Annotated in this window: 12 protein-coding genes and 1 riboswitch; of the genes, 11 read left to right on the forward strand and 1 reads right to left on the reverse strand. The window is 61.8% G+C overall.

Going from position 1 to position 12,907, the window contains the following annotated elements:
• Positions 1 to 71 precede the first annotated feature (71 nt).
• The 4 genes from rpsP (at position 72) to trmD (ending at position 2,333) form a co-directional block, all read left to right on the forward strand.
• Positions 72 to 482, forward strand: coding sequence for a 30S ribosomal protein S16 (rpsP, locus tag ADIAG_RS11085; protein ID WP_007271455.1), 411 nt, complete (start codon positions 72 to 74; stop codon positions 480 to 482).
• Positions 483 to 485: 3 nt separating this feature from the next.
• The gene (locus ADIAG_RS11090; protein WP_007271456.1) at positions 486 to 725 is read left to right on the forward strand and encodes an RNA-binding protein; all 240 of its coding nucleotides are present in this window, start codon (positions 486 to 488) and stop codon (positions 723 to 725) included.
• A 244-nt stretch (positions 726 to 969) separates the two neighbouring features.
• The gene (gene rimM, locus ADIAG_RS11095) at positions 970 to 1,515 is read left to right on the forward strand and encodes a ribosome maturation factor RimM (protein ID WP_007271457.1); all 546 of its coding nucleotides are present in this window, start codon (positions 970 to 972) and stop codon (positions 1,513 to 1,515) included.
• 5 nt (positions 1,516 to 1,520) lie between these two features.
• The gene (trmD, locus tag ADIAG_RS11100; protein ID WP_007271458.1) at positions 1,521 to 2,333 is read left to right on the forward strand and encodes a tRNA (guanosine(37)-N1)-methyltransferase TrmD; all 813 of its coding nucleotides are present in this window, start codon (positions 1,521 to 1,523) and stop codon (positions 2,331 to 2,333) included.
• Between the two features lie 115 nt (positions 2,334 to 2,448).
• On the opposite strand, the gene thiC is transcribed toward trmD, so the two are convergent.
• On the reverse strand, positions 2,449 to 4,233 hold the full coding sequence (thiC, locus tag ADIAG_RS11105) for a phosphomethylpyrimidine synthase ThiC (protein ID WP_051059908.1): 1,785 nt from the start codon (positions 4,231 to 4,233) through the stop codon (positions 2,449 to 2,451).
• Positions 4,234 to 4,245: 12 nt separating this feature from the next.
• Positions 4,246 to 4,353, reverse strand: a riboswitch (TPP riboswitch).
• 505 nt (positions 4,354 to 4,858) lie between these two features.
• Here thiC and rplS point away from each other — a divergent pair.
• The 7 genes from rplS (at position 4,859) to ADIAG_RS11140 (ending at position 12,671) form a co-directional block, all read left to right on the forward strand.
• Positions 4,859 to 5,218: a 50S ribosomal protein L19 gene (gene rplS, locus ADIAG_RS11110; protein ID WP_007271461.1), complete on the forward strand. Its 360-nt coding sequence runs from the start codon at positions 4,859 to 4,861 to the stop codon at positions 5,216 to 5,218.
• A 63-nt stretch (positions 5,219 to 5,281) separates the two neighbouring features.
• The gene (gene lepB, locus ADIAG_RS11115; protein ID WP_235045893.1) at positions 5,282 to 5,953 is read left to right on the forward strand and encodes a signal peptidase I; all 672 of its coding nucleotides are present in this window, start codon (positions 5,282 to 5,284) and stop codon (positions 5,951 to 5,953) included.
• A gap of 1,118 nt (positions 5,954 to 7,071) precedes the next feature.
• Positions 7,072 to 9,999: an Ig-like domain-containing protein gene (locus ADIAG_RS11120; protein ID WP_007271463.1), complete on the forward strand. Its 2,928-nt coding sequence runs from the start codon at positions 7,072 to 7,074 to the stop codon at positions 9,997 to 9,999.
• A 161-nt stretch (positions 10,000 to 10,160) separates the two neighbouring features.
• A complete protein-coding gene (locus tag ADIAG_RS11125; RefSeq protein WP_007271464.1) occupies positions 10,161 to 10,715 on the forward strand; it encodes a hypothetical protein in 555 nt (184 codons plus the stop codon).
• A gap of 173 nt (positions 10,716 to 10,888) precedes the next feature.
• Positions 10,889 to 11,614, forward strand: a complete 726-nt coding sequence (gene lepB / locus ADIAG_RS11130; RefSeq protein WP_007271465.1) for a signal peptidase I — start codon at positions 10,889 to 10,891, stop codon at positions 11,612 to 11,614.
• Positions 11,614 to 12,354 carry a ribonuclease HII gene (locus ADIAG_RS11135; RefSeq protein ID WP_007271466.1) on the forward strand — a complete coding sequence of 247 codons (741 nt, stop codon included), beginning with the start codon at positions 11,614 to 11,616 and terminating at the stop codon, positions 12,352 to 12,354. Before lepB (ADIAG_RS11130) ends, ADIAG_RS11135 begins: the two co-directional genes overlap by 1 nt.
• Positions 12,351 to 12,671: a DUF2469 domain-containing protein gene (locus tag ADIAG_RS11140; RefSeq protein ID WP_007271467.1), complete on the forward strand. Its 321-nt coding sequence runs from the start codon at positions 12,351 to 12,353 to the stop codon at positions 12,669 to 12,671. The genes ADIAG_RS11135 and ADIAG_RS11140 overlap by 4 nt, the downstream gene beginning before the upstream one ends.
• The last annotated feature ends 236 nt before the right edge of the window (positions 12,672 to 12,907 follow it).

Below are 12,907 nucleotides of genomic sequence, written 5' to 3' on the forward strand. Positions count from 1 at the left end.
CGGTACGGCCCGCCCCACGGGTGCAGAAACAGAACTTCGCACATGTTGAGAAAACAGGAGTGACCACTACCGTGGCCGTTAAAATTCGTCTGAAGCGTTTCGGTAAGATCCGCGCCCCGTACTACCGTATCGTCGTCATGGATGGTCGCGCCAAGCGCGATGGCCGTGCGATTGAAGAAATCGGCAAGTACCACCCCACCGAAGAGCCTTCGTTCATCGAGGTCAAGTCCGAGCGTGCGCAGTACTGGCTCTCCGTCGGCGCACAGCCGACCGAGCAGGTTGCCGCTCTCTTGAAGATCACCGGTGACTGGCAGAAGTTCAAGGGCATCGAAGGCCAGGAAGGCACCTTGCGCGTCAAGGAAGCCAAGCCTGCGTTCGTTGTTCCAGAGAAGGGCTCGGTCATTTTGCCCGAGGCCATCACCAAGAAGGCTGAAAAGCCTGCCGAGGCAGAAGTTGAAGCCGAAGCAACCGAGGCTGAGTAACCAGTGCTCGTTGAGGGACTGGATCACCTGGTTCGTGGCATCGTAGACACCCCCGAAGACGTACAGGTTGCGTTGAAGGGAAACCGTCGCGGTGACACCCTTGAGGTGCGCGTGCACCCCGAGGATCTCGGCCGGGTCATTGGCCGCCAGGGCCGCACCGCCAAGGCGTTGCGTACCGTGGTTGCCGCTCTGGCGGAGGAACCGATCCGCGTTGACGTAGTCGACACGGACCGACGCCGGTAGCCAGCCTCACCACACAATTTTGTGTCACTTTGGTCCCGCGATCCATGATGGATTGCGGGACCAAAGTCGTTAACGGCCAAAGTGCGACGCAACCCTCGCCATATCGGGCGCGGGCAAGGTCCGCACCCCACGTAAGATTGCTAAGAGACTCATGCTCAAAGTGGTAGTCCTTTCCCCACGCGAGCACATCCTGTAACGCCGGTTTGCCCGGCAACCACCGATTTTGTATTCAAGGAGAAAACGCATGCGCCTCCAGGTCGCCCGCATTGGCAAACCCCACGGTATCCGCGGCGAGGTGACCGTCCAGGTGCTCACCGACGCGCCAGAAGACAGGTTTGCCCCCGGAGAGGTCTTCGAGGTCGAGGACGCCACCCTCAAGACGCTCACCGTCGAGGGTGCGCGCTGGAACAAGGAAATTCTGTTGCTGGCCTTCGCAGAGATCCTTGATCGCAATGGCGCCGAAACCATGCGCGGGGCCAAACTGTTCATCGACACCGACGAGGTAGAAGACGACAGTGAGGGCTGGTACGAGCACGAACTCGTAGACCTCGAGGCTCGGGTGGCGGACAAGGTCGTCGGTAAGATCACCGCACTGCGCACCGGCAACGTCCAAGACCTGTTGGTCGTTGAATCCATCGAAGGGGACGAGGTCTATGTCCCGTTCGTGGAAAGCATCGTCCCGGAGGTCAACATCGAGGGCGGCTACATTCTGATGACACCTCCTGAAGGCCTCTTTGAAGTCAACCGCGAGGATGGCGCAGAGGACAACGCAGCGGACAAGGACGCCTAAGGGCCATGCGCATTGATGTTGTCTCCATCTTTCCGGAGTACCTCGCCGCCCTTGACCTGTCGCTGATCGGAAAGGCACGTCGGGATAACCTGCTGGACTTGAACGTCCACGACCTGCGCGACTACACCCATGACCGCCACCGCAAGGTGGATGACACTCCCTATGGCGGCGGCGCCGGCATGGTGATGAAGCCCGAGCCATGGGGCGCGGCCCTGAACCGGATCGCCGCCGAATCCCCGGCCGCAGGCCCCCTGGGAGAGAAGCCGATTTTGATCGTCCCCGCGCCGGCCGGTGCGGTCTTTGACCAGGCCATGGCCTACGAGCTTGCCGAGGCGCAGCACCTGACCTTCGCGTGCGGCCGGTACGAGGGTATAGACGAACGCGTGCTGGAGCACGCGGCCGAATCCTTTGACGTCCGCCCGGTATCGATCGGCGACTACGTGCTTAACGGAGGAGAGGTCGCGGTGCTGGCCATGGTCGAGGCTATCGGCCGGCTGATCCCCGGGGTTATTGGCAACCCCGAGTCCCTCGTTGAGGAGTCCCACTCGGATGGGTTGCTTGAATACCCGGTGTACACCAAGCCCGGTTCCTGGCAGGGGCGAGAGGTTCCCGAGGTTTTGCTCTCGGGCAACCACGCGAAGATCGCCCGATTCCGCCGCAATAAGCAACTTGAACGCACCGCGGCCAGGCGCCCCGACTTGATCGTTGAACTGGATGCCTCCACGCTGAATCGGCACGACCGAGACACGTTGTGGCACAACGGTTTTGCCCTTGTCGAGGGGCGCATCGTGCCCAAGGACCAAATCGCGCCGGAGTAGATCCGACGGAGCAACTGTCGAGGCTTCTCGGTCTTCTCACAGATGTGGGGAAGACCGAGAAGCCTTTCCTTTATATGGCCCGCGCCCGGGATGGGGTCCGGCCCGGCCGGCGGCACTACGCCCTGGCGGGCATCCCGGGCTCGGGCAGGTAGACCTTGCCTCCGGAGGCCAGGAACTCCTGGCTCTTATCGCGCATCCCGCTCACCATGTCCGCGATGGCCGCCTGCGAGTCGGCCGAGCCGTATTCGTCGCGGATGTCCTGGCTGATGCGCATGGAGCAGAACTTCGGTCCGCACATGGAACAGAAATGCGCGGTCTTTGCCGGCTCGGCAGGCAACGTCTCGTCGTGGAAGGACTCGGCGGTGACCGGGTCCAGCGACAGGGCGAACTGGTCGCGCCAGCGGAACTCGAATCTAGCCTTGGACAGCGCGTCGTCGCGCTCGGAAGCACCCGGGTGGCCCTTGGCCAGGTCGGCTGCGTGGGCGGCGATCTTGTAGGTGATCACTCCGGTCTTCACGTCGTCCTTGTTCGGCAGGCCCAGGTGTTCCTTGGGGGTGACGTAGCAGAGCATCGCGGTGCCGTAGCGGGCGATCTCGGTGGCGCCGATGGCGCTGGTGATGTGGTCGTAGCCCGGGGCGATGTCGGTGACCAGCGGGCCGAGCGTGTAGAAGGGTGCGCCATTGCACAGTTCCTGCTGGCGCTCCACGTTCTCGCGCACCAGGTGGAAGGGGATGTGCCCGGGTCCCTCGACCATGACCTGCACGTCGTATTCCCAGGCCCGCGCGGTCAGTTCGGCCAGGGTGTTTAGCTCGGCGAACTGGGCGGCGTCGTTGGCGTCGGCAATGGAACCCGGGCGCAGCCCGTCGCCCAGGGAGAACGCCACGTCGTATTGCGCGAAGATCTCGCACAGCTCGTCGAAGTGCGTGTACAGGAAGTTCTCCTGGTGGTGGGCCAGGCACCAGCCGGCCATGATGGCCCCGCCGCGCGAGACGATCCCGGTCACGCGGTTGGCAGACAGCGGCACGTAGCGCAGCAGCACCCCGGCGTGGATTGTCATATAGTCCACGCCTTGCTCGCACTGTTCGATCACTGTGTCGCGGAAGATTTCCCAGGTCAGCGCGTTGGCCTCGCCGTTGACTTTTTCCAGTGCCTGGTAGATCGGCACGGTGCCGATGGGGACCGGGGCGTTGCGGATCAGCCATTCGCGGGTGGTATGGATGTCATCGCCGGTGGACAAGTCCATCACGGTGTCGGCGCCCCACTGGGTGGCCCACTGCAGCTTGTCGACTTCCTCGGCGATGGAGCTGGTGACCGCCGAGTTGCCGATGTTGGCGTTGATCTTCACCAGGAAGGCCTTGCCGATGATCATCGGCTCGGACTCCGGGTGGTTGATGTTGTTCGGAATGATCGCCCGGCCCGCGGCGACCTCGCTGCGTACCAATTCCACATCGCAGTTCTCGCGCAGCGCCACGAAGCGCATCTCGGGGGTGGTGATTCCGGCCCGGGCGTAGTGCATCTGGGTCACTCGCTTCCCTGCCTCGGCGCGCCGGGGAACCGGCCGGCTGCCCTTCCATTCGGCGGACGCCTGGCCGCGGCGGACCGCGGACTTCCCGTCGTCGAGCAGGTTCCTCTCGCGCCCGGCATAGGTCTGCGTGTCCGCGCGTTCCTCGATCCATGTGCTGCGGAACGCCGGCAGGCCAACGACAGGGTCGCTGCCTGGGCCGGCGGTGCGGTAGACCTGCAGCGGGGCGTTGTCCTTTCCTCCGGGGGATGGCTCCAGCGCGATCTGTGTGACCGGGACCCGGATCCCGGTTCGGTTGTCCTCGATGTAGGCCAGCGAGTGAGATTTCAGGAACTGGGTCTCGGCGGTTTCCGCAGCGTTTGGGACAGGGTTGTGCATTGAAATGGTGTTGCTCAAGGAGTACTCACTTCCTTCGCCGGCATTACCCGGACAGGTTCAACGGTCTCTCGCTGCGTCAGCTCGATCTCAGCCCCTGCAAGGGCCCCCGTGTGGTCGTTAGCGAAACTATCACATGATCCGGTCTCTTGCGGATTGTGACCTTGGGCACCGGCGAGAAGTGCCCGTCGGAGCGGCCCTGCTCCCATGCGATGCCTTCGTGATGAGCACTTGACGTCGAATCCGGCCTTGTTGCCGGTGGTTTCCGGCCCTGTGGGGGTGCCGGGGCTCCGTCTGCGGCGGGATTGCGCCCGGGCCCGGTGCGGTGGTGCGGGGCGGAGGCCGGCAAGCACGGGGGTGGAACCTGTCCGTTCGGGACCGTCGACGGATGCCGAACGTCGCACCATGCCCCGGAGTGTGGCAAAATGGACTCTTGGGTCTACTGGGTTCTGCTCCTGCCGCAGGGGGAACGAACCAACAGTTGGACCAGCCGCCGATCCGCTAACGGGTCGCGGTACCAAGCTTCGGACCATCTCATATTTTTCTCGGCGCACTTGTGCGTCAGGAAAACAATGTGGGTCCGTGTCTAAGATAGGTGACCTGCGGCGTCTATCTAGGAGATGCATTCATGCATATTCTCGACTCAGTCGATGCAGCCTCGCTGCGCAACGATGTTCCCGACTTCCGTGCTGGCGATACCGTCAAGGTCCACGTCAACATCATCGAAGGCAAGAACACCCGTGTCCAGGTATTCCAGGGCTTCGTCCTTGGCCGCCAGGGCCGCGGCGTGGGTGAAACCTTCACCGTTCGCAAGGTCTCCTTCGGCGTCGGCGTGGAGCGTACCTTCCCGGTTCACTCCCCAGTGCTCGACAAGATCGAAGTTGTCTCGCGTGGTGACGTTCGCCGTGCGAAGCTGTTCTACATGCGAGATCGCCACGGCAAGGCCGCGAAGATCCGCGAAAAGCGCGACTTCAAGACTGCCAAGTAGCAAGAAAAGCGAGTTCCCCCGATTCCTGTCGGCCCCCGGGTCGTACGGGGTGGGGGATCCATCGTGGCTCAACCTACTGAATCGGATAACATGTCCGCTTCGACGAAGCGCCGGACCCGTTCGCGGGCCTGGCGCTTTGTCGTTGGTGCTCTTGTGGCGGCGGCGGTGATCACCCTCATCCTCCGTGCCACCGTTATTGACCTCTTCTACATTGGGTCCAGCTCCATGGAGCCCACGTTGAATCCTGGCGAAGGATTACTGGTGAACCGCTTGGCCTATAAGGGGACAGAAATCCAGCGAGGAGACATCGTGGTTTTCGACGGCCGCGGTTCATTCCTTCCCTACCAACGAGCCAACCCCTTGGACTCGATGGCGCGGGCGCTGCGTATAAGCGGAAACGACTCTATATACGTCAAACGCGTCATCGGCGTCGGCGGGGACAGCATCACCTGCTGCGGACCCGAGGGCAAACTCAGCGTCAACGGCAAGCCGTTGGAGGAAGACTATGTCTTCGCCGGCAACAATCCCAGCGATCTTGAATTCACCGTCGAAGTTCCGGCGGATCGGTTATGGGTGATGGGGGACCATCGCTCCATATCGGAAGACTCTCGTTCGCTCCTGGGGGCCCCGGGCGGCGGGATGATCGCACGGGACCGGGTCATCGGGGAGGTCACTGACGTGATCTGGCCCCTGGAATCCAGACGCTCCGCGACAGACGCATCTGACACGCATTGATCATGAGCCCGCCACATACCAGTGGCGGGCTTTTTCATGCCCTCGCAGGAACGCCCAAGAACAGCTCTGAAAGCGCATTGGAGAGCAATTAGGCGCGACGCGGCTCCTCGCTCAGGAGCGGGGCTAGGCTCCATGCGTTTGGAAAAGCCGCCTCCAGCACCATTCGCCAAGCTCACGACCACGTGCCTAATGCTGGAACCGACCATACCTCGGCGCCACAATCGTCATTTGAGAGCGCGGTCGGAAGCCTCAGCTTGCGGGCAGGCACGTGCCACCAGGGATTTGACGAGCCGCGCCTGATACGTACTGCACGCAGGTGCCGGAACTGCGGACCACCGGCGCTGAAAGAGGTGCTCTCGGGAGACCGTGCAATATTTGTCCTGTCCGTCGCCCGAGGTCCTTTTGATAGCGCGGTCAGCTGCTGGGAGGGCGAGTGACTGTTGGCAAGGTGCTGAAGTGGGGGATGGTCCCAGGAACTTTGCTAGTACCGCCGGATGATGGGCCCACCGGGAAGCTCTATCCGGTCTGTGGCGGGACGGCGGCACGTCGCCACAAAATATTGCGTTAGGCACCTGCTACCGATTGCTCCGTCCCAACAGTGGCTTCTGATAATCGACGTCTTGGTATTGACTGATGAGGCTCGTGCCTGCCACGCGTTGGATTGTCGCCTCGGACGAGTGACGCTGTGGACCCGAGTTTTATTTGAGGTTCAAGCAACGCAACTTGTTGTCTGAATACAGTCTGACGCGCATCGCGGCGACCCATAGCGGGGCGCAACAAAACGCCACCGCATACAAACCTTCACGAAGCCTGTGAATTCAGAATAAATTACGTGGGCAGACCTGAAAATTTTGGTTCGGGCGTGTCGCTTCGCGTGAGCAGAATCTCCGCCTCGCCTAACCTCTACATCATGCCGATGCGGTCGCTTATGGTTGACGCGTCAATTTATCCAAAAGGTGGACATGGGCAGGCGCGGGGTTTGTGTACCCATATCTACACAGGTTAGGGTTTCATTTTGGTAACACTCATTGCTCGCGGTAGGCCCAATCGGATGTCCCCAAGACAGACGCGGCGCACACAAAAGCGAGGTACCACACCTTGAATTGGGAGAATCCTATATGCACGATTCATCACGTGCTCTACTAAAGCGGAGCGGAATCGCCGCTGCTGCCACGGCGTTGGTGATCGGGAGCAGCTTCGCGGCTCCCGCGATCGCCACGACCACGGCAAGCCCTGCCCCCGCTGGCACCGAGACTTCGGCGGCTCCGACCACCGGAGCGTCAAAGGACGACAGCAAGGCTGATCTTCCGGCTGGCTTGGAAGACGCTGTAAAGCGCGATCTGGGTATCAGCATCGAAGAGTTCTACAAAAACGGCGAGCTTAGCTCCGTTGTTGAATCACTCTCCACTGAACTAAAGCAGGCCAAGCTTGACGCCGACTTTGTAATTGCTGATAGCAAGATCAAGGTCGAAGTTGCAGCGCCCGCCCTGAAGGCCGTCACCAAGAAGCTTGACGCGCTGACGAAGGACACCAAGGTTGAGCTCGAGATCGTAGCCGCTGAGGCCGCGACATCAACCGAGAAGGTCAAGGCTGAGGATTCCTCAGCCGCCCCTGCTAAGGATGCAAGCGGGGAAGCTAAGGCATCCGCTTCGCCCAAGAGCAAGGACCTGCAGAAGGCCAAAACTCCGAATACTGAAGCCGAGGTCGTCGACACGACGAAGACCAAGGCTAACCCGACCAACGTAGATGCCCTCTTGGATGCCTACGTTGAATCGGTGGATCCCGAGGCTGTTTCGCAGCTGCAGGCAGTCATGAAGGACAGCAGCGGCTCCTTCATCATCCGCACTGGCGGTGTTGCCAAGACTGAGAGCAAGACCAGGAAGAGCTCCCCCTCTGCGGGGGCCACGGATCTACGCTTCGGGGGCAAAATGAGCCCCACTGAATTCGTTGACCAGTTCACCAAGGTCTCCCTCGAAGTTGCTGAAGGTCCGGCCAAGAAGGCCGACGCCAACGACGTGCTCGGTGGCATGGGCTACGGTGCTCAGACCTCGCCCACTAACTACGCGGTTTGCTCAATCGGCTTCAGCGGATTCAACGCCGCCGGTGACGATGCAGCGATTTCTGCCGGCCACTGTTCGCAGGACGGTGACCTCACTGACGTGAAGATCCTCGAGCACAGTGTTCCGGGCAAATTCACCGGTCCGGGTCAAGACTTGGGGACTTTCGGGTTCTCCCAGTTCGGCGGACCCAACAATTCCTCCGTCACTGGACTGGACACGGCCAAGACCGAAGATGACCTAGGAAATGTAGGCACCGACATCTCCGTCATCGACAAGATTAACAAGGATCTCGACCTTAAGGCCCTTGTCTCGGACTGGAAGGCTGCAGATATTCGTGACTCCAGCGTCAAGGTCACTGGCGTTGCACCAGCCGTCGAAGGAACAAAAATCTGCAAGTCGGGCCGCACCACCGGCTGGACCTGTGGAACCGTTGACGAAGTAGGCATCTTCCTGGTCGGTGGCTACAACGGGGCTGATGATGGCCGCGCCGTTCGCGGCTTCGGCATGCCGAACCCGGGATACTCAAAGGCCAACGAAGGCGACTCCGGTGGATCGGTTATTTCCGGTGGCACCGCAGTGGGCGTCACCAGCGCCATCGCCCCTGACGATGGTGGCCGCGCGTACTTCACGGACATCAAGGACGGCCTGAAGCACACCGATGGTTACTCCATCGCAGTGTTCCTGAACGCTCCAGCTGTGGTAACTCCTGCCGAGGGCTCGGATATTGCTGTGGGTCAGACCCTCAACGGAACCGTTTCCGGTGCTCCGAGCGGTTCGACTGTCAAGATCAAGTCTGCCGGCCAGAAGAACATCTCCGCTAAGGTCGCCAACGGAAAGTTCAGCTTCAAGGCACCTGCCGACTTCGGCAAGTACGACTTCACCCTGCAGACGGTCAATGGATTCAACGAATCCACGATCACCAAGGGCTCGTTCAACATCGTCATCGGCGCCCCGGCGATCACCACCCCGAAAACCGGCGCCACGCTCAACGCACCGGTGTCCACCATCTCGGGTACCGGCGTTGCCGGAGCAGTTGTGACCCTTACCGGCGATGCCAGCGGCACCGCTACCGTTGCAGCCGATGGCAAGTGGAGCGTAAAGCTCGACACCGCGCTGTCGTACGGCGAGTACTCAGTCTCCGCCACCCAGGCGAAGGACGGACAGACCTCGAAGGCTGCCAAGAGCTCCTTCAAGATCCAGCTTGCCGCCCCGGCCATCACCACCCCGGCCAACGGTAAGACCTTCACCGGAGTGCAGTCCGAGATCGCCGGTACCGGCGTGGCCGGCGCAACCGTGAAGCTCTCCGGCGCTGTCACCGAAACCGTCAAGGTTGGCGCAGACGGCAAGTGGAGCGTCATCCTGGACGAAGCTCTCTCCTACGGTTCGCACAGCATCACCGCCGTGCAGACCTCGGGCGAGACCACCTCGACCTCGGTGAAGACCGCGTTCAAGGTTATCCCTGCCGCACCGTCGATCGACTCGCCGGAAGACGGCCAGGAGTTCGCGTTCGATAAGGCTCCGAAGACCATCAGTGGCTTCGGCATCAATGGTGCCACCGTCAAGGTGACCATCGGTGATACCGAATTGACTGCAACTGTGGCCGATGGCGCCTGGACCGTTATGGCTCCGAAGGATCTGGAAACCGGCGACCACAAGGTCACCGCCGTGCAGGTCATTGACGAGGTATCCTCGGCACCGGTCTCCATCGACTTCACCATCGCGGCGGAGCCGAAGCCGGAACCGACCGAGAAGCCAACGGCCTCGCCGAAGCCTTCCCAGGCACCGAGCGACTCGCCTGAGCCTTCCAAGGCCCCGGTAGAGCCGCAGGGTAACAACAACAACGACGATGACGATGATGCACCGTTGGCCAACACCGGCCCGAACGCAGCATTGCCGTTCATCGCTACCGGCGGCGTGCTGCTGGTCGCAGGTGGAGCATTCCTGCTCTTCCGGCGCAAGAACATCAAGGGGCACCACGGTGCCTAACCACGTAGTCCTCGGGTAGCCGAGACTCGTGAATGAGCGGGGGGGCCTTCCGTGGAATTGCTTGCAATTCCACGGAAGGCCCCCCGCTTTTCCCAGACAGCACGCAGCAAACAACCTGCCTGGGCCCCTAGACTCAGCCCAGAGAAGAAGGTGGTCAACCCATGAAGAACCCCACAAAGAGCTTGGCAATGGGTAGCGCGGCGTTCGCCGTGGTGCTCCTGCTGTCGGCTTGCGGCACCGAGACCGGTGCCCCGACAGCCACGGATCCGACTCCCAGCACAACCATCAGCGCCGAACCCAACCAGAGCCAGGACCCGGACATGCTCCAACTTAATGAATCCCTCAAAGAAACTCTGGGGGAGAAGTACTCCGAGGCGTGGATCGCCGACAACCGCCTGCACGTCGCAGTGACGGACAAGGCCGCCGAAGAGGTCGTCAACGACGCCGGCGCCATAGGGCACCTAGCCAAGTACTCCGCCCAGGAGCTCGAGGATGCCATCGGCAAGGTCATGGCCTGGCAGCGTGAGCAGGGCGGCGACGTCGCGACCGCCATCCACCGCTACGTTCCCTCGGGCCGCGACGGAACCATCACCCTGGCGGTGGACACCGCCCAGCTCGAGACCATCAAGTCAGGACTGGCGAAAGCCGACGTGACCGGCGGCATCCCGCTGCGCTTCGAGAAATCGGCAGGACCCGCCTCACCGGCAAACAGCTAACCCGCTCAACGTGTGTGGCGCGTCTTTCGACAAGTCAGAGCGCGCCACACACGTGGTGCACGCACCGTGCGACGTAGGCTAATAGTCGAGGGTTCGGCATTTAGTCGCCGCTGCGACGCAATAACGGCCCTCAACTCTAGCTACCAAAGAACCTTGAAAGGGCCTGCACCCACGTGAGCCACGCCAGCGACCCAGCAGCAACACCCAAGCAACCCGGCAGGAAAAGAAACCCCGTATGGGCAGCTATCCGCGAAGTGCTCATCATCGTCGTGGTGGCCCTGATTATCTCGCTGGTCGTGAAAACCTTCTTTTTCCGGGCCTTTTACATCCCCTCGGGTTCCATGGAAGAAACCCTGCAGGTCAACGACCGCATCTTCGCCAACCTCATGGTCCCGGGCCCCTTCGATCTGGATCGCGGCGACGTCGTGGTCTTCCGCGACGAGGAGGCCTGGCTGCCACCCGTGGCCGCCCCGGATTCCAACCCCGTCTCGGAGTTCTTCACCTTCGTCGGGCTGGTCCCCGATCCCTCCAACCAGCACCTGATCAAGCGCATCATCGGCATGCCCGGAGACACCGTGACCTGCTGCTCGCCCGATGGGAACCTGACGGTCAACGGAGTGGACATCCAGGAGCCCTACATCTACCCGGGTGATAACCCTTCCGACATTGAATTCACCAAGACCGTCCCGGAGGGCAAGATCTGGGTCATGGGCGACCACCGCGCGGCATCGGCCGACTCACGCTACCACGAGGACTTACAGGGCGGCTTCGTGGACTTCTCAGCCGTCGAGGGGCGCGCCGCGGTGATCTCCTGGCCGCTGGACCGCCTCGGGTCGATCTCCGGGCACCACGAAGTCTTCGACGACGTCCCCGAACCGGCAGGGGCGTCCAGCAAGTAATGGCAGCACTTCCACCAACTCTGCTCCACGAAAAGGCCCTCGCCGCATACGGAGGACACCGCTTCATTGGTGCAGCCGATGAGGTAGGACGAGGGCCGCTGGCCGGCCCGGTATCGGTGGGCTACGTCGTGATCGACCCGAGCGCCGTAGAGGAACTGCCGCGGGTGCGCGATTCCAAACTGCTCAGTGACACGATCCGCCACGAACTGGTGCCGCTCATCAAATCCTGGGCGACTGCCTGGGGTGTGGGGCACGCCAGCGCCGCGGAAATCGACGCACTGGGCCTGGTTCCGGCCCTGCGTCTGGCCGGGCTGCGCGCCACCAGCGCCGCACACCGGACCCAGATGGCCGACGCGGTGCTGCTCGATGGCAACCTCGACTGGCTCTCGTCCACCGTCCAACCCACGCTGCTTGAATCTGCGATGCCGGGATTCGGGGACCCGCAGGACATCGACGGGTTGCAGATCCCGGTGCAGACCCTGATCAAGGGCGACCTGCTCGCGGTGTCCATCGCGGCGGCCTCGATCCTAGCCAAGGTCGAACGCGACGACCTCATGGATGGGTATGATCGCCAATACCCGGCGTACGGTTGGATGAAGAACAAAGGCTATGGCACCGCCGCACACCGCGCAGGCATCATCGAGCATGGGGCGAGCGAGTACCACCGCAAGACCTGGCAGCTGATACCCAAGGCACCAGGGACCACCCGCAAGGCAAAGGGCGAAGGGAAAACACCATGAGCGCCGAAGACTTGGAAAATTACGAAGCGGAACTCGAACTGCAGCTCTACCGCGAGTACAAAGACGTGGCGAACCTCTTTAATTACGTGGTGGAAACCGAGCGACGATTTTACCTCGCCAACAACGTCGACCTCAAAACCCGCTCGGCCGATGGTGAGGTCTTCTTCGACCTCACGCTCACCGATGCTTGGGTCTGGGACGTCTACCGCACCGGACGCTTCGTTCAATCGGTACGCATCGTCACCTTCAAGGACGTCAACATCGAGGAACTGAACCGCACCGAAGAGCTGACCATCCCCAAGGAGGGGCTGAACTAGCGCCCCCGACTGATCGCTGATCGCAACTTGCTGCCCCGCACGCCCTTCGGTGTGCGGGGCAGCGTCATGCATGGTGGTATCCGGGCATCATTCCTACGGCAGGCTGCGCAGCGATATGCCCGCTCCTTGCCGGGCCGGGTTCGCCCAGACCTGCTGCTGGTCTGATATTCCGCTGTCGTCCGGGTGGAGCGGTCGGCAAAATTGTCACCTTCTGCTGGGAAAAAGTGCAACGCCCC

The organism is Paeniglutamicibacter gangotriensis Lz1y (assembly GCF_000348945.1).
Classification (GTDB): domain Bacteria; phylum Actinomycetota; class Actinomycetes; order Actinomycetales; family Micrococcaceae; genus Paeniglutamicibacter; species Paeniglutamicibacter gangotriensis.